The organism is Serratia sp. CY33802 (genome assembly GCF_052169095.1).
Lineage (GTDB): Bacteria > Pseudomonadota > Gammaproteobacteria > Enterobacterales > Enterobacteriaceae > Serratia > Serratia bockelmannii.
In genome coordinates this window covers 609,310-628,846 of the sequence record NZ_JBJNLL010000001.1, presented here as the reverse complement: position 1 = coordinate 628,846, position 19,537 = coordinate 609,310, and the positions used below count along the sequence as shown (strand labels likewise).

Genomic DNA, 19,537 nt, shown 5'->3' with positions numbered 1-19,537 from the left:
ACCATGAGCGTTGCCAACACAACTCGCGCCGTCAACATCGCACCGCCCCAACAGGCCGCTGGCCAGGTCGTCAACCTGTTGCCGGACGGCAGTCTGGTGGTGGAATGTGAAGGTCGTGGCTGGCATTGTCGCCGGGCGGCGAGCTGCCTGCTGACGCCGGCCCTCGGCGATAACGTGCTGGTCGCCGGCTGCGGCCACCAGCTGTGGGCGATCGCCGTCCTCGAGCGGGCAGAGCCGCAAAGCACGGCGCGGCTCTGCGTCGCAGGCGATCTGCAGATTGAAACGCCGAACGGCTCGCTGTCGTTGCACAGCGCGCAGGCGCTGAAACTGAGCGGCGACGCCATGACGCTGCAGGCGAACAGCGGCGACTGCCACGTCGACAAGATGAAATACAGCGGCGAAGAGCTGTCGGCCTTCGTCAGCATCAGCCGTTTGGTCGGTAAACGCTGCGAGTCGCTGTGGCATTCGGTCAGCCAGATCAGTCATTCGCTGTTCCGCAAAGTGCGCCAAACCGAGCACGTGCGCGCCGGGCAGCTGGATTATCAGGCGGAAGATTACGCCCGCATTCATGCCCGCAACACGCTCATTACCTCAAAAGACATCACCAAGCTGGATTCAGAACAAATCCACGTCGGATAACCTGCGGAGGCCTTTTATGTTTGCCAACAGCCAAATGATCGGCTTGGACCTGGCGTTTCCCGACGTCTGTCTGACGCCAAGCCCGGCGCCGGTGCCCGTGCCCTACCCGGATATCGCCCTCGCACCGACCGCCATCCCGAACGCGTTCAACATTCTGTTCGTCGGTACCCCGGCGCACAACATGGCGACGGTAACGCCCCTGACCAACGGCGACAACCCCGGCGTAGCCACCGGTGTCGCTTCCGGGACGGTGATGGGGCCATCCCGCCACCTGACCGGCGCCTTTACCGTGTTGCTCAAAGGCACTCCGGCCACCCGGCTGACCAGCCTCAGCCTGCAGAATTCCACCAACGCGCTCGGCATGCGCATCGTGCCGAGCCAATTAAAAGTGTTGCTGCTTGCGCCCTGATGACGGCGCCTTATTACACAGCCATTCAATCAAGAAAAAGAGGACATTGTGAAAACACGGATTACCCTGACGCTGCTGACCGCCCTGACGCTTGCCGGTTGTTCCACCCCGCCGCCACCGCCGCCGGCGCTCAATAACGACGCCCTCATCAGCAGTGAAGTCAACGGCGTCACCCTGCAGCACCGCGCCGCGGTAAGCGCGCCGAAACAGTTCAAGCCGATCGGTGAGGAGTACCGCAGCCTGTATGCCGCCAGCATCATGAGTAGCCCGAATTATACCGGCACCGCCGTCGGCAGCCTGGACAACGCCGCCGCGTTCTATGCGCTGGGCGAAGTGGAAAACAACTGGCTGGCGATCTCCGCCATCCGCGGGGGCGATCTGATGGGGTATATCCAGGCCAACGCCGGCGTGCCGGAAGCGCGCTACAAATCAACGCTGCGCAAAGATCTGCCGCGTCGCGCGCGCGCCGCCAAACAGGACTGCGTCAAAGTCGGCGGCGACAGCAAGGCGTGTAAAAACGCCGGCTCAGCCACCTGGATCCTCCAGTAGTCAGCACGCCTGCGGGCGACGAGATTCCTATGATGACGACCCCTATCGCTTCCCGCTGGTGCGGGATGCTGTTTCTGCTGCTGGGCGCGCTGGCGCTCGGCGGCTGCATGTCTTCCGCCAAAAGCGTGCCGTCGCGTTACAGTCTGGTGTTTGACGCTGACCGCCAGGTCAACGCCGCCGCCGGCGCGCAACCTGCGCCGATCAAAATTCGCGTGCTGCTGCTGCGCTCGGATGCGGAATTCATGGATGCCGACTTCTTCAGTCTGCAAAACGACGCCAAAAGCGTGCTCGGCAACAGCCTGCTGGACAGCGATCAGTTCTTCCTGACGCCAGGCCAGACCGGCAAGAAGCTCGGTGGGCAAAGCGCATTGGACGCACGTTACATCGGCGTGATCGCCGAATATCAAAATCTGGACGGCAAGACCTGGCGCATGTCACTGCCGCTGCCGGAACCTACCGAAACCAATTTCTACAAGGTATGGCAATTCTCGCCGGATGAGCTGGAAGCGCATATCGTCGCGGGCGTGAGTGGCCTGCGCCCCGTAAAAAAGGTCGACTGACCTACCGCTGCGCTGAAGCGAAGTAACTATAGGTGTGATGATGAAAGATGCTCATAAGGTTGTCTGGACTGAGGGGATGTTTTTGCGCCCTCACCATTTCCAGCAGGCGGAAAACTATCTCGAAGGCTATATGCGCAACTGGGGCCAGGCCCACAGCGGCTGTTTCTGGGGGTTCCTCACCCTGGATCTGGACCAAACGCTGCTGCGCCAGGGCAAGATTGCGCTCAACGCCGCCAGCGGCATCATGCCGGACGGCACGCCGTTTCGCTTCTCCGGCGCCCAGCAGGCGCCCGCGCCGCTGACCATCGCTGAAAACAAGACCGGTGAAAACGTGGTGCTGGCTCTGCCGACCTACCGCGCGGGGCGTGAAGACGTGATCTTTCAGGAAAGCCCGGAGGCGCTGGCGCGCTATCTGGCTTATGAGAACGAAGTCGACGATCTCAACGCCGTCTCGGTGGGCAGCGCGGCCTTGCAGTTCGGTCGCCTGCGCCTGCGGCTGATGCTGGAGAGTGAGCTCAACGCCGAATGGACGGCGCTCGGCGTTACCCGCGTGCTGGAAAAGCGCGGTGACAACAGCCTGCGTCTCGATACCACGCAGATCCCGCCGATGCTGAACTGCCAGGGCAACCCGGTACTGAAAACCTTCATCAACGATCTGCAGGGCCTGCTGCAACAGCGCAGCCAGCAGATGAGCCAGCGCCTGCTGCAGCCGGGCCGCGGCGGCAGTTCCGAAATGGTCGATTTCATGCTGCTGCAGTTGATCAACCGCCATCTCGGCCAGGTGAGCCACGCCTACCACCTCGATCATCTGCACCCGGAGCGCCTGTTCGCCGATTGGCTGCAGTTCGCCACCGAGCTCGCCAGCTTCTCGGCGCAGCGCACCCCGGAAGGCCGCCTGCCGGTGTATGACCACGACAACCTGGCGCTGTGCTTCGGCAAGCTGATGCTGTTGCTGCGTCAGGGGCTGTCGGTGGTGCTGGAAGACAACGCCATTCAGCTGACGCTGGTCGAACGCTCCCACGGGCTGAACGTCGCCACCGTGCAGGACGCCAAAATGATGCGCGACTTCGGCTTCGTGCTGGCAGTGCGCGCCGATGTGGCCGCCGAGGTGTTGCTGACCCACTTCCCGGCGCAGATGAAGATCGCCCCGGTCACGCGCATCCGCGATCTGGTGCAGCTGCAGCTGCCGGGCATCGGTCTGCGCACCATGCCCGCTGCGCCGCGCCAGATCCCCTATCACGCCGGCTACACCTACTTCGAGCTGGAAAAAGGCGGCGACCTGTGGAAACAGATGGAGAAATCCAGCGCCTTCGCCCTGCACCTGGCCGGCGAATTCCCGGGGCTGGATATGGAATTTTGGGCGATTCGCAGCCATACGGACCGGTAACCTATGACTCAGGAAAATAGCATGGCGCCGGCGGCCAACCCGCTGGTAGACGCCGCCAACCCGCTGCTGAACGCCATTTCGCAGATCCGCCAGTCGGCCACGCACGCCAACCCGGCGCAGCTGCGCCAACAGCTGATTGACGAAATGCGCCGCTTCGAGATCCGCGGCCAACGCGCCAACCTGCCTTACGAGGTGATCATCGGCGCGCGTTATTGTCTGTGCACCGCGCTGGATGAAGCGGCGGCGCTGACCCCGTGGGGCAGCAACAGCGTGTGGTCCGGCAGCGGGCTGCTGGTGACTTTCCATAACGAAACCTGGGGCGGCGAGAAGTTTTTCCAGCTGCTGGCCAAGCTGTCGCAAAGCCCGCGCGAGCACATCAACCTGCTGGAGCTGATCAATTATTGCCTGCTGTTGGGCTTTGAAGGCCGCTACCGGGTGATGGAAAACGGCCGCTCACAGCTGGAAACCATGAAGCAGCGCCTGCTGCAGCTGATCCGATCGGTGCGTGGCGGCTATGCCCCGCCGCTGTCGCCTCATGCGCTGGATCTGCCGGTACAGCAGAAGCTGTGGCGGCCGCTGGTGCCGCTGTGGGCCTGCGTGGCGCTGACCGGCTTCCTGGCTTCGCTGCTGTTCATCGCCCTCAACTGGCGACTGGGCGACAACACCAGCCCGGTGCTGGCGGCGATTTACCAAACCAATCTGCCGCAGGTGGCGATCGGTAACCCGGCGCCGGCTGCGCCGCCGACGCTGAGCCTGAAAAGTTTCCTGCGCAAAGAGATCGCCGAGGGGTTGGTGGTGGTGCGCGACGAAGCGCAGCAAAGCGTGGTGATCCTCAAAGGCGACGGGCTGTTCGACTCTGCCGCCACCACGGTACGCGCCAACTATATTCCGGTCATCGACCGCATCGCCGCCGCCATGAACGGCGTCAGCGGCAAGATCCTGGTCACCGGTTACAGCGACAACGTGCCGATCCGCAGCGCCCGTTTCGCCTCCAACTGGGAGCTGTCGCTGGCGCGCGCCGAAGCGGTCAGCGCCCGCTTGCAAAAACACCTCGCCAACCCGCAGCGGGTCAAGGCCGAGGGCCGCGGCGAGAGCAACCCCGTCGCGCCGAACGATAACAAAGTGAACCGCGCGTTGAACCGCCGGGTAGAAATTACGCTGTTGGTCGCCCCTGAAAACACCCAGGCGGAAATCAACGGCTTGCCGCAAGGAACCGGAAAGTAATGCTCAGTACGTTATTCTCCATCATCACCAGCCGCCTGCTGTGGGGCTTTGTCGGCATCACCGCGCTGGCGTTCATCATCTGGACGATCGGCCCGCTGGTGGCCATCGGCGACTATCGCCCGCTGGAGCCGGAACTCAACCGCCAGATCGCCATCGGCGTGATTTACCTGATCTGGTTCCTGTGCCGCCTGATCCCGCGCCTCTACAGTGCCTGGTTCAACAGCCGCCTGCTGAGCAATCTGCGCGCCGCCGAAGCGGTGCCGGCGGAAGACGGCAAGCCCGAGGTCAAACAAGACGATCAGTTGGCGCAGCGTTTCGACGAAGCGGCGCAGCTGCTGAAAAAGGCGCGCTTCGCACCGGGCCAGGGCGACGGTAAACATCGCTGGATGACCCGCTTCAGCCGTCAATATCTGTACCAGTTGCCGTGGTATGTGATCATCGGCGCACCCGGCGCCGGCAAAACCACCGCGCTGGTCAACTCCGGCCTGCACTTCCCACTGGCGGATCGCTTCGGCAAAGCCGCGCTGCGCGGCGTGGGCGGCACCCGCAACTGCGACTGGTGGTTTACCAACGACGCCGTGCTGCTCGACACCGCCGGCCGCTACACCACCCAGGAAAGCCAGCGCGAAGAAGACGCCGGTGAATGGCAAAGCTTCGTCGCGCTGCTGAAAAAATACCGCACCCGCCAGCCGATCAACGGCGTGATGGTGACCATCAGCGTCGCCGATCTGCTGAGCGACAGCGCCGAAGCACGCGCCGCCCAGGCCAGCGCACTGCGCAAACGCCTGATTGAACTGCACGAACAGTTGGGCATTCACTTCCCGGTCTATGTGCTGGTGACCAAAACCGACCTGCTCAACGGCTTTATGGCCTACTTCGGCAGCTTCGATAAAGCGCAGCGCGACCAGATCTGGGGATTCACCTTCCCTTACGAGCGCTCACGGCAGCCGGACTTCAACCTGAACGCCGCCTTCGAACAACAATACGCCCTGCTGCAACAACGGCTGGATGCGGCGCTGCCGGATACGCTGCTGATGGAGCACGACGCGCGCCAACGCGCCGAAAGCTACCTGTTCCCGCAGGAGTTCGCCGCGCTGCGCCCGCTGCTCGGCCAATATCTGGAACAGGTGTTCGCCACCTCCAGTTTTGAAACCCGCTTTACCCCGCGCGGCATCTATTTCACCAGCGGCACGCAGGAAGGTCTGCCGTTTGACCGGGTGATGGGCGAACTGAACCGCTACCTGCAGCTGCCGACGGCCAACTCAGGGGTGCAGGCCAACGCGGCCTGGGACAGCGTGGGGCAGGAAACGCCGATCCCGGCAGCCAAAGGCCAGAGCTTCTTCCTGAAAGAGACGCTGGAATCGGTGGTCTTCCAGGAGTCCGGGCTGGCGGGCAGCAACCGCTGGTGGGAATACCGCAACCGCGCCCTGCACTGGGCAGGGTACATCGCGCTGGCGGTGATCCTGGCGGTGCTGGCGATGTTGTGGTTCACCAGCTACGGCAACAACAAGGCCTATCTGGCGGAAGTGGCCGCCAAGGTGCCCGGCGTCGAGCGACAGGGGCAAAGCCTGACCCAGTTGGGCAACGGCGACATGTTCTCGCTGCTGCCGTTCCTCAACAGCCTGCTGCATCTGCCGGACAGCCAGAACTTTTCGCTGGACGATCCGCCGTTCACCTACCGCATGGGGCTGTTCCGCGGCGATCAGGTGGGCGACGCCGGCAATGCGTTGTACCAAAAAGCGCTGAAAGAGCTGCTGCTGCCGCAGGTGGCGCAACAGATCGCCACCACGCTGCGCAACGACAACCACGGCGACGCGGACTTCAGCTACGAAGCGCTGAAGGCCTATCAGATGCTGTATCTGCCAAAGCAGTACGACGGTAAATTCCTGCGCGCCTGGGTGATGCTCAACCTGCAACGCAACCTGCCGCAGGGCAGCACGCAGAAACAGCTGCAGCAGATCGAATGGCACCTCAGCCAACTGCTGGATGCGCAGATCCAGGCCTCGCCTTACGCCAAAGACGAACAGCTGGTGGCGCAGGCGCAGGCCGCACTCAATCGGGCGCCGCTGTCGCAGCGCGTCTATGGCCGCCTCAAGCGCCTGCTGCTGAAACAGACCGACATCAAGCCGGTCAGCCTGGTCGATTTGGCCGGCCCGCAGACCGAACTGGCGTTCAGCCGCAAAAGCGGCAAACCGGTCACCGACGGCGTACCGGGCCTGTTCACCTCACAAGGGTACTGGAAAGCGTTCAACGACAACATCGACCCGGTGACCGACACCTTGCGCAAGGAAGACGTCTGGGTGTTGAACAGCCAGACGCCGGAGCAGAAAAGCGCCGATCTGACCAAGACCATCCGCCAGCTGTACATGCAAGATTTCATCAGCGCCTGGGATGAGCTGCTGGGGGATATCCAACTGGCCAACATCGGCAACCTGACCCAGCGCATCAGCAGCGCGCGCCTGCTGTCCGGCAACCCGTCGCCAATGCGCAATCTGCTGGTCAACGTCAGCAAAAACGTCACCCTGCGCGACGAAAAAAACGACGCCGATTCGCGCTCGCTGCTGGCAAAAACCGAAGATAAGCTGAACCAAAATGCCAACCGCACGCTGGAAGCGCTGTTCACCAACCGGCCGGCCAACGCCGACGGTGACGTGTCGGCCCAGCCGGAACAGCTGGTGATGGCGCACTTCGCGCCGCTGCTGGAACTGGCGCAAAGCCAGGGCGAAGGCAATAAGGCGATCCCTTTCGACAGCGTGCTGAAACAGGTCGATGAACTGTACAGTTACCTGACGGCGGTGCAGGGCGCGGCCAACAGCGGCATGTCGGCGCCGCCGAGCGACATTATCCCGCGTCTGCAGGCCGAATCCGGCCGCTTGCCGGTGCCGTTCAAACAGATGCTGCTGTCGCTGGCGATCGGCGCCAGCAGCGATACCCAGCGCAAAGAGATGGAGAACGTGAAAAAGCGCATCAGCTTCGAGGTCGGTAGCTTCTGCCGCCAGGCGATCGCCGGCCGTTATCCGCTGGTGGCCCGGGCGCGGCAGGAAGTGACGCCGGACGATCTGGCGCGCATGTTCGCGCCGAACAGCGGGCTGATGGACAGCTTCTTCCGCGACAATCTGCAGGGCAAGGTCGATACCACCCGCGCCAACTGGCGTTTCACGCCCGGCGTGGACGGCAAGACGCTGCCCGGCGGCGAAGGCATCCTGCGGTCGTTCCAGCAGGCGCAGCGCATCCGCGACGCCTTTTTCGCCAACGGCACGGCGACGCCCTCCTACCGCGTGACCGTGCGGCCGGTGCGGATGGATAACGACATCCTCAACCTGACGCTGGATATCGACGGGCAGCTGTTCAAATACAGCCACGGCCCACAGGTACCGCTGGTGGTCAGTTGGCCGGGCACCCGCAATACCAACCAGGTGCATCTGCAGCTGGCGCTGGCCAACGGCACCACCGCCAGCCTGGTGACCAGCGGACCATGGGCGCTGAATCGCCTGGTCGACATGGCGCAATCGTCGGGCACCGGCGGCCTCGGCCGCCAGGCGACGTTCAATCTCGACGGCCACCGCGTCACGCTGGAGTTCACGCCCAACAGCATCCGCAATCCGTTCCAACTGCCGGCCTTCTCGTGCCCGTAGCCCCGAAAGGACATGACCATGAGCACTGATTCAAGCGCCCCGACGAGCATCGGCTGGTACGGCAAACTTCCTTCCGCCGGTGACTTCCTGCAACGCCGTTTGCCTGACCCGGTGGTCAACAACTGGGCCCACTGGTTCCATAACGGGCTGGTGAATTTACAGCGCGATGCACAGGGGCCGAACGGCCACCCGTTCAGCAACGCACCGGTGTGGAACTTCGTGATCCCCGCCACGCTCGGCAGCCCGTACGTGCAGATGGGTTGCCTGTTGCCGGCGCGCGATCGCGTCGGGCGGCGCTACCCCATCTGCGCACTGCGCCTGTTCAGCCTGCAAGAATGGCGCCCGCAACAGCTGAACATGGCGGCGAGCTGGTATCAACAGCTCGGCCATACCCTGCTGAACGGCGTGCGCAACGGTTTCTCCGTCGAGCAGATCGACCGCACGTTGCAGGCGATCCCGGCGCTGCCCAGCCCACCGGCGGAAGCGGATTCCGAGATATTGTCGATTATCGGTTTCCAGCATCCGGACGTACCGGGCCTCGGCTGGCAACAGGCCGCCGACTGCTTCGATCCGGCGCAGTACACCAGCTTCTGGTGGACCAATCAGGCCGACGGACATCCGCTCTACACCCACGTGCACAGCGGCAACCTCACCGTGCAGCTGTTTTCACTGCTGTTCGAACCCAACGGCTGGGCGCGCCCCGGCCGCGGCGGCCAGTACCCGCAAATGTTTGATTAACATCGTTCGTTGAAGGAAATTCTATGGCTATCGATACCGATACCCTGCTGGCCCCGGTTGACGCGGACAATCCCTGCGGCGACAACCTGGAATACGACGCCGACTTTCTGGCGATGGAACAAGCCGCCACCGGCAAGGCCGAACAACAGTTCGGCAGCACCATCATTCCGGAAGAAGCGCCGGATTGGGTGCAGGTCGAGCGCCTCGCGACCTCGCTGCTAACGCGCACCAAAGACCTGCGCGTCATGCTGTATCTCACCCGCGCCTGGACCCAGCTGCGCGGGTTGCCGGGCTACGCCGACGGGCTGACGCTGGTCCACCAGTCGATGACCCGTTACTGGAACACCCTGCAGCCGCCGCTGGAGTTCGATGGGGAAGCCGACCCGCTGTTTCGCATCAACGCGCTGGCCGACCTTGGCGACAAAGCGGCGCTGGCCGCCAGCGTACGCGCCGCGCCGCTGCTGAAAAGCGCCGCCGGAGAAATCTCGCTGCGCGATGCCGGTGCCCTGCTCGACGGCAGCAAACAGGAGTGCCCCAACTTTCCCGGCGGCCGTGCGCGGCTGCAGGATGAACTGGCGCAGCAGGATCGCCCCGAAGGCGCCCTGGTGACGCGCATCGCCAACACCCTGAGCGCCATTCGCAGCGAAGTGACCCGCCATCTGGGGGAAAGCGCGCTGCCGGAAATGAGCGCGCTGACCAAGGTGTTTTCTCTGGTGGCGCTCGCCGGCCAGAGCGATGCCCCGGCCGCCGACGAACCAGACGCGACGCCTGAAGCGGCTGCCATGCAGCAACCGGCCGCCGTACAAAGCGCCACCGCTCCACTCAACTGGCGCAGCGCGCAGATCCAGTCGCGCGACGACGCCCAGTTGATGCTGGACAAGGTGAAAAACTATTTTCGTCTTCATGAACCGAGCCACCCGGCGCCACTGATGATCGATCGGGTCCAGCGACTGATTACGCTGGACTTTATGCAAATCGTCCGCGATTTGGCGCCCGATGGGCTTAACCAACTGGAGACCATTCTCGGTCGCCCCGACAACGAGGAGAACAGCTAGCCGCCGACCTTTGTTCTCTTGACGCATCCGATACCGTCTGCCCTGCGCAGACCCGAATCAGAACCTGACTCTCCCAGCCGGACGAGGCGCGTTCCCAATCGCCATTAGATGGAGTAAATCATGTCAAACTCGAAATCCCGCAGCGGGCAGAAATTCATCGCCCGCAACCGCGCGCCGCGCGTACAGATTGAATACGATGTCGAAATTTATGGCGCAGAGCGCAAAATCCAGCTGCCGTTCGTGATGGGCGTGATGGCGGATCTGGTGGGGAAAGCGGTCGATCCGCAAGCCAGCGTGGAAGAGCGCAAATTCATGGAAATCGACGTCGACAACTTCGACGAGCGTATGAAATCGCTGAAGCCGCGCGTCGCTTACCAGGTCGACAACACCCTGACCGGCGAAGGCAAGCTGAACATCGATCTGACCTTCGAAAGCATGGAAGACTTCTCCCCCGCCGCTATCGCCCGCAAGGTCGACGCGCTGGACAATCTGCTGGACGCCCGCACCCAGCTTTCCAACCTGCTGTCCTACATGGACGGCAAGAACGGCGCCGAAGAGCTGATCTCCAAGATCCTGCAAAACCCGGCGCTGCTGCAATCCCTGACCGACGCGCCGAAGCCGGCGGTTAACGACGACAACAACGAGCGTGAGGATTAATCGATGAGCAACTCGCCTCAGCAACAGAATGCGTTGCAAACCACCGAGACTTTTTCCAGCGATGAGTTCAGCGCGCTGCTGAACAAAGAGTTCCGGCCGAAGACCGATCAGGCCAAAGAAGCGGTCGAGAACGCGGTGAAAACCCTGGCGCAGCAGGCGCTGGAAAACACCGTCACCGTTTCTTCCGACGCCTATCGCACCATCCAGGCGCTGATCGCGGAAATCGACGAAAAGCTGTCGCAGCAGATCAACCAGATCATTCACCACGACGACTTCCAGAAGCTGGAAGGCGCCTGGCACGGCCTGCATTATCTGGTCAACAACTCCGAAACCGACGAGATGCTGAAGATCCGCTTCATGAGCATTTCCAAGCAGGAGCTGGGCCGCACGCTGAAGCGCTATAAAGGCGTGGGTTGGGACCAGAGCCCGATCTTCAAGAAAGTCTACGAAGAAGAGTATGGCCAGTTCGGCGGCGAACCGTTCGGCTGCCTGGTGGGCGACTACTACTTCGATCACAGCCCGCAGGACGTGGAGCTGCTGGGCGAAATGGCCAAGATCGGCGCCGCCTCGCACTGCCCGTTCATCGCCGGTACCGCGCCGAGCGTGATGCAGATGGAGTCCTGGCAAGAGCTCTCCAACCCGCGCGATCTGACCAAGATTTTCCAGAACACCGAGTACGCCGCCTGGCGCAGCCTGCGCGAATCGGAAGACGCGCGCTACCTGGGGCTGGTGATGCCACGCTTCCTGGCGCGCCTGCCGTATGGCATCCGCACCAACCCGGTAGACGAGTTTGACTTCGAAGAAGACACCGACGGCGCGACCCACGGCAATTACACCTGGACCAACGCCGCCTACGCCATGGCCGCCAACATCAACCGTTCGTTCAAAGAGTTCGGCTGGTGCACCGCCATTCGCGGGGTGGAATCCGGCGGTGCGGTGGAAAACCTGCCGTGCCACACCTTCCCGAGCGACGACGGCGGCGTGGACATGAAGTGCCCGACCGAGATCGCCATCAGCGACCGCCGTGAAGCCGAGCTGGCCAAAAACGGCTTTATGCCGCTGGTGCATCGCAAAAACTCCGACTTCGCCGCCTTTATCGGCGCGCAGTCGCTGCAGAAGCCGGCGGAATACTACGACGCCGACGCCTCCGCCAACGCCCAGCTTTCCGCGCGTCTGCCGTACCTGTTCGCCTGCTGCCGCTTCGCGCACTATCTGAAGTGCATCGTGCGCGACAAAATTGGCTCCTTCCGCGAGCGCGACGACATGGAACGCTGGCTGAACGACTGGATCATGAACTACGTGGACGGCGATCCGGCCAACTCCTCGCAGGAAACCAAGTCGCGCAAACCGCTGGCCGCGGCGGAAGTGCAGGTGGAAGAGATCGAAGACAACCCGGGCTATTACAGTGCCAAGTTCTTCCTGCGCCCGCACTACCAGTTGGAAGGCCTGACCGTCTCCCTGCGCCTGGTGTCGAAGCTGCCTTCGCTGAAACAAAACGACGCGTCCTGATGGGCTGAAGTCAGGCCGCGGTAGTGCGGCCTGGCTGATACATTAACCTCATCACAGGGAAAGAAAGATGAAGACAAAACGGTTTTATCTGGCATCGCTGTTGGCAGTCGTCTGCTCGCTCTCCGCCGCGCCGCCAGCTTTCGCAGAGCAGACATCGATAGCGCATTTGACGTCCGATGATGTCAATCTGCCAGGCAGCGACTTTTTCCGTTTCTATCGCAGTGCAGATAAACAGGAAAAAGAGAAAGCGCGGATTTATTTGCTGGGCGTGCTGGACGCGACGGAAGGAAAAAGCTGGTGCCAATACAGCCAGCTACAAACCGTCACTCTGCAGGAGTTTGTGTTCGAATTCTTTAATAAACTTCCCGCTACGCGCCTGCACGAAAGGGCTGCCCCCCTGATTGAAGAGGCTCTGGCGACTCGCTTCCCCTGCAAAGGAGGCAAAGCATGAAACCTTTATATCGTCAGCTAAAAAGCAGCCATTACTCCTCTGATTACTCTAGCCCGGGATATTTGGCAGCAGAAGCCGTTTACGCTGAGATTGGCTATGAGCTTGATACGCTTCTAAAGCAAAATCCTGGTTATGCCAATACCTGTGCCGTCCGCATGAGCCTGGCGCTGTTGAAAACCGGTATCAGCTTCAAAGGCCGCCTGCCAATCAAGAAAGGCGCCTATAAGGGTAAAACGATTGAACCGGGAGCCAAATTGCTGGCCGATCAGTTGCATCGCTCCAGTAGTTTTGGCAAAGCCAAAATTTTCTTTAATGCTCCAGATGCAGAGAAAGGTATTGGCAATAAAAAAGGAGTCGTGTTCTTCAATAAGATCACCAACTATGATGGCGGACACATTGATCTTATCGAACCAGAAAACTCGCTATTAACCTGCCATTCCCATTGCTATTTTAACTGCAAAGAGGTCTGGTTTTGGGAGTTGAGCTAGTGTTCCATCGGCTTATCAGTAAATGCATGAGGTTTGGTTTAACTGCATGCTTGCTTATCACCTCATTAAGGCTGCAAGCAGCGCCGATTCAGGATCCGGTGGCATTTATCAAACAGATGCCTTATCACCAGGTCGTAAAAGAACTGGCATTGTCACGCTGCCTGGCACAGGTCTCCGATTCGGATAAAGCATTCTCTCTTGATGCAGCCAGAACGGCGAATGCGATGAGAGAATGGATGCCATTCGATATCGAATCAGGTGATGAGAAAATCAATGTTCTCATCGACAAATATAAATCCAGAATCAATGAGTTTCACAGCGAAACTAAAGACAAGAGTCAAGGTGTCACCCTAAACTGCCTGCGGTTGTACCATAGCCCTGAATTGGACAAGCTTTCTCGACAGCTCATAGCAGGCAACCCAGATCGCACGTGGAATCAAGATAACGCGAAATAATTAAGCATTGAGCCATTAGCACTTAATAGTGGCTCGGTAACCCGTACCGATAGTTTTCGGTATTTAAGAAGGTGCATGGCACAAGGATATAAATTGGTAATGCATTACCACACTTGCAATTCCTGCTGCTATTACCTGAGTTTTTCAACGTAACGTTAATACTACTGTTAACCCTTAATAAAGAGTGAAGAAACTATGGCTATTGATATGTTCCTGAAAGTTGAAGGTGCCAGCGGCGAATCTAAAGATTCGAATCACAAAGGCTGGACCGACATCACTTCTTTCTCCTGGGGCGCTTCTCAACCGGGCAATATGGGCGTTGGCGGCGGCGGTGGCGCCGGCAAAGTGTGCTTCAACGATCTGCACGTTAACGCGCTGGTCGACAAGTCAACCCCGGCGCTGCTGAAGCACTGCTCCAGCGGTAAGCACCTGACCAAGGTTGAGTTGTCTGTCTGCAAGGCGGGCGGTACTCAGGTTGAGTACGTTAAAATCACCCTGGACGACGTGCTGGTCACCGCCGTGCAGTACACCGGCGCAGGCGGCGAAGACACCGTGGGCGTCACCTACTCCTTCCAGGCGGCGAAAGTGAAACAGCAATACTGGGAGCAGAGCGACAAAGGCGGCAAAGGCGCCGAAAGCAGCGCAGGTTGGAACATCAAGGAAAACCGCGAAGCTTAATTGTTATACAACCTCCCCGTTATGGGGAGGTTTATTAGCAAGCAAAGGACAGTTCTCTGCAGAAAGAAGGGCATCACTCTATTGAAAAAAAATAAACTTCTAATCAGCGGCGTCTTATTATCGTTCAGTGCATATGCAGCAGAAAAAAACGTTAATGCCCCAACATCATCAACTATTGATGGCTTATGGCAAGTAACTCAGGTCAACATAGACAATGAGACTACCCGCACACTTAACTATCAACTCAACGACCCTCGATTACTAGGAAGGGTAATCACTATTTCCACTAAATCAATAGAAAACAATCTGCCGGAAAAAGACGTCTGCACAGCGCCAACCTTAAGTATTGAGAGAAGCACGCTAAATCAATTCATCGGCAAGTCGATGGGCGGAGATAAAAGCATCTCGGCTAAAAACTATTCATTGAAAGAAAACGGCCAAGCAGAAGTCTCTCTTTTCAAGATCGCGTGTCACTCCGGATCATTCGGCCCATCCGATAATGGTGTAGGCTCCAGTTTTGCTGCTCTCAATCCACAAAAAATGCTGGTTAATTGGTACGATGGCTCGCTACTGCAATTAGAACGGTTACCGAAAGCTCCTAAACCTGCAGCGTCTTTCGACTGCGCTAAATCTAAAAGTATTGTTGAAAAAACTATCTGCTCAGATTTCAATTTATCCGCCTATGATAAAAGCGTTTCCCAAGCTTGGCTGTTGGCAAAAAAGCAGGCGACCGATGCAGGAGATAAAAAGCTGGCAGCCTCTTTAAACAGCACGCAAAAATCTTGGTTACTGCAAAGGGATAAATGCCGAGATGACAAAGACTGCCTGGCCGATACGATGCAAAAACGAATCGATGAACTCACATCATACGATTAAAACTGTATTCCTACTCACGTTGGCGGTATTGAATACTGAAGCTTCCGCCAACGGAAAGTACTCCTCTGCCGAGTACCTCAAAAACTACGCGCTTAGCGTTTGCATCGCCGAGGGGTACTCAGCAAAAGAAGTCAAAAACGATGCCGCCGCCGCTCGGGGTTACACGGAATTCGGCGATTATTCTCTGGAAGCGCATACCGCCGTCAGGGCGCTGGCAAAAGAATTTCTGGCAAAGCCCTATGACAGTATGTCAGGGGAGCCGATGACGATGGCCAAGTGCATCGATCTTGTACACAGCCAAGCGCTGCAAGCCATCATCAAGAAATACCAAGGGAAAGACGACAACTGAGAGTAAATCCGCATCCCTTCACAGAGTAAATATTGGTATAAAGAATAGGAAAGGAATCCTTATGCAATACAAAACAAAAGTAGATCTGGATAGATCTATCGATGAACTCAAAAAACTATCAAGAACGTTTTCACGACAGTATCTATACACCAACGAATCAAGAGCTAATTTCTCACTGGAAATAGACCAACTTATTCAGTTTGCAAAAAGGGATATCAGTATACACTGCACATCCTACGCTGGGGCAATCAGTATAATCGAAGAAGAAATCAACAACCTCAGACGACAAGAATTCAACATTAATACAGGTAAAGCCAAGCTCTTTGTCGCAATAAAAAAAGAAAAAAGAGAAAGATTTTCAAACCTGGTGATGAAACAAGTTGGTTTTGTCAGTGGCGGCTCTCAGATATTTGCCGGAATCGGAACCTGTGCACTTTCTGCAGGCATGGCCTGCGGGGGCGTTGGCGTACCGTTAATGGCTCAAGGAGCAAATAATTTTTACGAAAGTGGCTATTATTTACTTTTCAGAAAAGATAAGGTTGGCAGTATAAGAGAGGCATACCACTACGCGGCTAACTATCTAGGCTATAATAAAAATGAAGCTGACATCGTTTATAGTTCCGTTGACATCTCACTATCTGGGTACGGTATATTTAGCAAGTCATTAAGACCAGACTCTTGGCGGTTGTTTAAACACATAAATAGCGATTATATTATTGGATGGAAAAAGCTTGGCACGGTTCCATTAGGCACAGAGGTTTTTTCCAATGCCATAACCGGCTATGGAATTTACAAATTAATCGATGAGGAAACAAAACAGTGAGCGATGACGTCACGCTTTCCACCTACTCTTACTCATTTGTGTTTTTATACTTTTTCCTGTCAGTTGTAGTTTTTGTCGGGCTGTATCACCTAAAAAAGAAAGTTAACAATAAAAAATCTTATTCTCTTTTTGTGATAGTTACCATAGTAAATCTATTTGCAAGCATCACCCAAGGTTTAATATTTAACTATGGTTCTGAGATACTGGATTCAATGCTCAATATAAAATTCCAAGATTATGACGAGGTATGGTACGCCAGTATTATATTCGCCCTAATTTACTTGTCTCAACTACCGACTAATCTCTATTACAAGAAAAAGGGTAAGAATAATGCTAGCAATAGCAAAGGCATCACCTGACACATACAGCCTCACGTTATTACATTGAAGTTTTCGACCATATAATGCGTTAACCAAAAAAAATTTAGTCACTCACGTTCAAAGTTCTCTCTTAGGAAAGAAATAAAGTCGAACTCATCCCGTTATTGAGTTCCACTGTCTAGCCATAAGATCTTATCAGCAGGAATGCCTTATGCGATTTTCCATTGTAAAAAATAAAAGCGGCCAGGTTCCGCCGCAGAGCAGTTGCGATTTTCTGCCGCCGGGCGGCACCATCGGCCGCAGCGTGGACAACAACCTGGTGCTGCCGGACGAAGAGCGCGCCATTTCCCGCCTGCAGGCGATCGTGCACATTTCCGCTGACGGCGAATGCCGCATCACCAACCGCGGCAACGTTACCCGCGTGCTGCTGAACGACATTCCGCTGGAACGCGGCCGCCAGGTTGAACTGCAGGATGGCGACGTACTCGGCATCGACGATTACCAGATTGAAGTCAGCGCGCTGCACCAGCACGCCGCGCCGCAGGCTCAACCGGTGGCCAAGGCCGCCGCCGTTGCCGCTGCTGCGGCCCCAACAGCCGCCGCCAAAGAAAAATCTGCTGCGCCAATCCCCAACGAAATCTGGGACAGCCTGGTGGAAGAATTTACGCCGAATGCGCCGGCCGCCGTCACGCCGCCGCCAGTCGCCAATCCAGACAGCCATCCACTGCTGGAGACCCCCGCTCGCGAGCTGAACCCGGCCGATCCGCTGGCGCAGCTGGCGGGCGATGTCGATCTGCGCCAATTGCAGCAACAGCAAACCGATCCGGCCGCCTTATTCAACACCGACACCACCTTTGAGCGTGAGCATATCCTGGCCGACACCACCCCCAGCGCGCTGCTGGCGGAGCAGGCTGCGCCACCGCGCCCTGCTCCCCCCGTCCAGAATGCGCAGCAACCGGAACAAGAGCTGGATCCACTGGCGCTGTTCGGCGGTTCATCCGCGCCCGCTTCGCCAGAGACGTTAAACAGCAACGATCCGCTGGGGCTGCTGATGGGCGGCGCCGTGCCGCTGGCCCAGCCGGAGGAGCCGGTACAGCCGCCCGCACCGCCGTCGCCGTCACCGGCGCCGATCGCCGCACAACCGGCGGCGCCGCGCCCACAGCCGACGCCGCCGCCCGTGCAGACGCCTGAGCCACAGCCCCAACCTGCGCCGCAGTTCAGCCAGCAGGAACCGCCTGCACAGCCGCCGCGCCCGCGCCAGGGCAACCGCCTGGGCATCGATCCAGTTGCCTACCAGTCTGCCCAGCGGCAGCACGCCGCCGCGCCAAGTGGCGACGCATTGGAAGGGCCGTTGCTGGCGGCGCTGCTGCAAGGCATCGGTCTCGACGATCTGCAACCGCAGCCGCACTTTGACGAACAACAGATCCGCCAGGCCGGTCGCCTGTTGAGCCTGTTCTCGCAAGGCACCGTCGCCCTGCTCTCATCCCGCTCGATCCTCAAGCGCGGCGTGAAGGCCGAGATGACCATGATCCTCGACGAAGCCAACAACCCGTTCAAGCTGCTGCCTTCGGGAAAAACGGTGCTGATGCAGATGTTCGGCAGCCAGATGCCGGGCTTTATGCCGCCGGAGCAGGCGGTGCGCGACGCGCTGATCGACCTGCAGGCGCACCAGCTGGGGATGATCGCCGGTATTCGCGCCATCATCGCCGCCATGCTGCAGTCGTTTAACCCGGAGCGTCTCGAAGAAGAAGCGCGCAAGGAAGGCGTGGCGCCGCGTCTGTCGCTGCCCGCCAACCGCAAGGCCGCGCTGTGGGACTACTTCGTAAAGAACTATCAGCAAACCTCCGGCGAAATCGAGGACGATTTCCACACCCTGTTCGGCGAAGCCTTCCTGCACGCCTATGACGTTGAAGTGAATCAATACAAAGACTCACAGACCAAACCGGACGCGTAATGAATATCACCATAGCCTCTACCTCCAACCAGGGCGGCCGCGCCTCCAACCAGGATCAGACCGGCGAGGTGCTCGGCAACCGCGCCGCCTGCTTCGTGGTGTGCGACGGCATCGCCGGTTTTCCGGGCGGCGATATCGCCGCCAAACTGGCACGCGACACCATTTTGCAAAACTTCGACGGCGAAAAGCACCTGAACGCCCAGAGCATTCGTCAGCACATCACCAGCGCCAACGCCGCCATCCACCAGCAGCAGCGGCAGTCGGACGAATACAGCAAGATGGGCACCACGCTGGTCAGTCTGTTTATCGATCGCGATTACCAGCTGGCCTACTGGGCGCACGCCGGCGACAGCCGCCTGTACCTGTTCCGCCGCGGCTACCTGCATACCGTCACCACCGACCACAGCCTGATCCAACAGATGCAGGACGCCGGCTACCAGACCAACGGCATCAACAGCAACCTGCTGTATTTCGCGCTGGGACTCAACGAAGAGCGCGACGCCACCTACAGCGACGTGCTGCAGCTGGAAGACGGCGACGTTTTCCTGCTGTGCACCGACGGCTTCTGGCACAGCTTCAGCCAGGCCGAACTGGAACAGTCGCTGCATATGGTCAACTCCCCCAGCGAGTGGATCGCCCTGATGCAGCAGGCATGGAAGAAAAACAATAACAGCGATAACTACAGCGCTATCGCCGTCTGGATTGGCTCACCGCAGGAAACCACCCTGCTGCATTCGCTGGCGGATGCGGAGCGGTTTCTGAGCCGCGACTGAGCAGCGCA

20 protein-coding genes are annotated in these 19,537 nt (G+C 58.7%); all 20 read left to right on the top strand.

What is annotated here, in order from left to right; genetic code table 11:
• Positions 1-3 precede the first annotated feature (3 nt).
• The 20 genes from ACJ8HA_RS02930 (at position 4) to ACJ8HA_RS02835 (ending at position 19,529) form a co-directional block, all read left to right on the top strand.
• Complete coding sequence (locus ACJ8HA_RS02930; protein ID WP_025303284.1) at positions 4-639, top strand: DUF3540 domain-containing protein; 636 nt, start codon at positions 4-6, stop codon at positions 637-639.
• A gap of 16 nt (positions 640-655) precedes the next feature.
• Positions 656-1,048, top strand: coding sequence for a DUF4150 domain-containing protein (locus ACJ8HA_RS02925; RefSeq protein WP_169540645.1), 393 nt, complete (start codon positions 656-658; stop codon positions 1,046-1,048).
• Positions 1,049-1,096: 48 nt separating this feature from the next.
• The gene (gene tagV, locus ACJ8HA_RS02920) at positions 1,097-1,597 is read left to right on the top strand and encodes a type VI secretion system accessory protein TagV (RefSeq protein WP_025303285.1); all 501 of its coding nucleotides are present in this window, start codon (positions 1,097-1,099) and stop codon (positions 1,595-1,597) included.
• A gap of 29 nt (positions 1,598-1,626) precedes the next feature.
• Entirely contained in the window at positions 1,627-2,157 is a 531-nt protein-coding gene (gene tssJ / locus ACJ8HA_RS02915; protein ID WP_049209066.1) for a type VI secretion system lipoprotein TssJ, read from the top strand.
• A gap of 40 nt (positions 2,158-2,197) precedes the next feature.
• On the top strand, positions 2,198-3,544 hold the full coding sequence (gene tssK, locus ACJ8HA_RS02910) for a type VI secretion system baseplate subunit TssK (protein WP_025303287.1): 1,347 nt from the start codon (positions 2,198-2,200) through the stop codon (positions 3,542-3,544).
• Positions 3,545-3,565: 21 nt separating this feature from the next.
• The gene (locus tag ACJ8HA_RS02905) at positions 3,566-4,768 is read left to right on the top strand and encodes a DotU family type VI secretion system protein (protein WP_049272050.1); all 1,203 of its coding nucleotides are present in this window, start codon (positions 3,566-3,568) and stop codon (positions 4,766-4,768) included.
• Positions 4,768-8,403, top strand: a complete 3,636-nt coding sequence (gene tssM / locus ACJ8HA_RS02900; RefSeq protein ID WP_025303289.1) for a type VI secretion system membrane subunit TssM — start codon at positions 4,768-4,770, stop codon at positions 8,401-8,403. Before ACJ8HA_RS02905 ends, tssM begins: the two co-directional genes overlap by 1 nt.
• Positions 8,404-8,421: 18 nt before the next feature.
• Positions 8,422-9,141: a type VI secretion system-associated protein TagF gene (gene tagF, locus ACJ8HA_RS02895; RefSeq protein WP_049295867.1), complete on the top strand. Its 720-nt coding sequence runs from the start codon at positions 8,422-8,424 to the stop codon at positions 9,139-9,141.
• Positions 9,142-9,164: 23 nt separating this feature from the next.
• The gene (tssA, locus tag ACJ8HA_RS02890) at positions 9,165-10,196 is read left to right on the top strand and encodes a type VI secretion system protein TssA (RefSeq protein WP_049206021.1); all 1,032 of its coding nucleotides are present in this window, start codon (positions 9,165-9,167) and stop codon (positions 10,194-10,196) included.
• Positions 10,197-10,316: 120 nt separating this feature from the next.
• A complete protein-coding gene (gene tssB, locus ACJ8HA_RS02885) occupies positions 10,317-10,853 on the top strand; it encodes a type VI secretion system contractile sheath small subunit (RefSeq protein ID WP_016927260.1) in 537 nt (178 codons plus the stop codon).
• 3 nt (positions 10,854-10,856) lie between these two features.
• Positions 10,857-12,362, top strand: coding sequence for a type VI secretion system contractile sheath large subunit (gene tssC, locus ACJ8HA_RS02880; protein WP_016927259.1), 1,506 nt, complete (start codon positions 10,857-10,859; stop codon positions 12,360-12,362).
• A gap of 67 nt (positions 12,363-12,429) precedes the next feature.
• Positions 12,430-12,813: a Rap1a/Tai family immunity protein gene (locus ACJ8HA_RS02875; protein WP_043138684.1), complete on the top strand. Its 384-nt coding sequence runs from the start codon at positions 12,430-12,432 to the stop codon at positions 12,811-12,813.
• Entirely contained in the window at positions 12,810-13,301 is a 492-nt protein-coding gene (locus ACJ8HA_RS02870) for a T6SS effector amidase Tae4 family protein (protein WP_025303293.1), read from the top strand. Before ACJ8HA_RS02875 ends, ACJ8HA_RS02870 begins: the two co-directional genes overlap by 4 nt.
• Positions 13,302-13,327: 26 nt before the next feature.
• The gene (locus ACJ8HA_RS02865) at positions 13,328-13,756 is read left to right on the top strand and encodes a T6SS amidase immunity protein Tai4 family protein (protein WP_025303294.1); all 429 of its coding nucleotides are present in this window, start codon (positions 13,328-13,330) and stop codon (positions 13,754-13,756) included.
• 195 nt (positions 13,757-13,951) lie between these two features.
• Positions 13,952-14,434 carry an Hcp family type VI secretion system effector gene (locus ACJ8HA_RS02860; protein WP_004961372.1) on the top strand — a complete coding sequence of 161 codons (483 nt, stop codon included), beginning with the start codon at positions 13,952-13,954 and terminating at the stop codon, positions 14,432-14,434.
• Positions 14,435-14,515: 81 nt separating this feature from the next.
• Positions 14,516-15,310, top strand: coding sequence for a lysozyme inhibitor LprI family protein (locus ACJ8HA_RS02855; protein ID WP_043138771.1), 795 nt, complete (start codon positions 14,516-14,518; stop codon positions 15,308-15,310).
• A complete protein-coding gene (locus ACJ8HA_RS02850) occupies positions 15,288-15,659 on the top strand; it encodes a T6SS amidase immunity protein Tai4 family protein (RefSeq protein WP_350430028.1) in 372 nt (123 codons plus the stop codon). The genes ACJ8HA_RS02855 and ACJ8HA_RS02850 overlap by 23 nt, the downstream gene beginning before the upstream one ends.
• A 61-nt stretch (positions 15,660-15,720) precedes the next feature.
• Positions 15,721-16,482 carry a DUF4225 domain-containing protein gene (locus tag ACJ8HA_RS02845; protein ID WP_043138696.1) on the top strand — a complete coding sequence of 254 codons (762 nt, stop codon included), beginning with the start codon at positions 15,721-15,723 and terminating at the stop codon, positions 16,480-16,482.
• Positions 16,483-17,013: 531 nt separating this feature from the next.
• Positions 17,014-18,756, top strand: coding sequence for a type VI secretion system-associated FHA domain protein TagH (gene tagH / locus ACJ8HA_RS02840; protein WP_049295874.1), 1,743 nt, complete (start codon positions 17,014-17,016; stop codon positions 18,754-18,756).
• A complete protein-coding gene (locus ACJ8HA_RS02835) occupies positions 18,756-19,529 on the top strand; it encodes a PP2C family protein-serine/threonine phosphatase (RefSeq protein WP_025303297.1) in 774 nt (257 codons plus the stop codon). The genes tagH and ACJ8HA_RS02835 overlap by 1 nt, the downstream gene beginning before the upstream one ends.
• The last annotated feature ends 8 nt before the right edge of the window (positions 19,530-19,537 follow it).

Coding starts and splice junctions, on each gene's coding strand:
- tssC (WP_016927259.1), top strand. CDS start 10,857: ATGAGCAACTCGCCTCAGCAACAGAATGCGTTGCAAACCACCGAGACT.
- tssJ (WP_049209066.1), top strand. CDS start 1,627: ATGATGACGACCCCTATCGCTTCCCGCTGGTGCGGGATGCTGTTTCTG.
- tagF (WP_049295867.1), top strand. CDS start 8,422: ATGAGCACTGATTCAAGCGCCCCGACGAGCATCGGCTGGTACGGCAAA.
- tssA (WP_049206021.1), top strand. CDS start 9,165: ATGGCTATCGATACCGATACCCTGCTGGCCCCGGTTGACGCGGACAAT.
- tssK (WP_025303287.1), top strand. CDS start 2,198: ATGAAAGATGCTCATAAGGTTGTCTGGACTGAGGGGATGTTTTTGCGC.
- ACJ8HA_RS02860 (WP_004961372.1), top strand. CDS start 13,952: ATGGCTATTGATATGTTCCTGAAAGTTGAAGGTGCCAGCGGCGAATCT.
- ACJ8HA_RS02905 (WP_049272050.1), top strand. CDS start 3,566: ATGGCGCCGGCGGCCAACCCGCTGGTAGACGCCGCCAACCCGCTGCTG.
- tssB (WP_016927260.1), top strand. CDS start 10,317: ATGTCAAACTCGAAATCCCGCAGCGGGCAGAAATTCATCGCCCGCAAC.
- tssM (WP_025303289.1), top strand. CDS start 4,768: ATGCTCAGTACGTTATTCTCCATCATCACCAGCCGCCTGCTGTGGGGC.
- ACJ8HA_RS02875 (WP_043138684.1), top strand. CDS start 12,430: ATGAAGACAAAACGGTTTTATCTGGCATCGCTGTTGGCAGTCGTCTGC.
- ACJ8HA_RS02865 (WP_025303294.1), top strand. CDS start 13,328: ATGAGGTTTGGTTTAACTGCATGCTTGCTTATCACCTCATTAAGGCTG.
- ACJ8HA_RS02925 (WP_169540645.1), top strand. CDS start 656: ATGTTTGCCAACAGCCAAATGATCGGCTTGGACCTGGCGTTTCCCGAC.
- tagH (WP_049295874.1), top strand. CDS start 17,014: ATGCGATTTTCCATTGTAAAAAATAAAAGCGGCCAGGTTCCGCCGCAG.
- ACJ8HA_RS02870 (WP_025303293.1), top strand. CDS start 12,810: ATGAAACCTTTATATCGTCAGCTAAAAAGCAGCCATTACTCCTCTGAT.
- ACJ8HA_RS02845 (WP_043138696.1), top strand. CDS start 15,721: ATGCAATACAAAACAAAAGTAGATCTGGATAGATCTATCGATGAACTC.
- ACJ8HA_RS02850 (WP_350430028.1), top strand. CDS start 15,288: ATGAACTCACATCATACGATTAAAACTGTATTCCTACTCACGTTGGCG.
- ACJ8HA_RS02930 (WP_025303284.1), top strand. CDS start 4: ATGAGCGTTGCCAACACAACTCGCGCCGTCAACATCGCACCGCCCCAA.
- ACJ8HA_RS02835 (WP_025303297.1), top strand. CDS start 18,756: ATGAATATCACCATAGCCTCTACCTCCAACCAGGGCGGCCGCGCCTCC.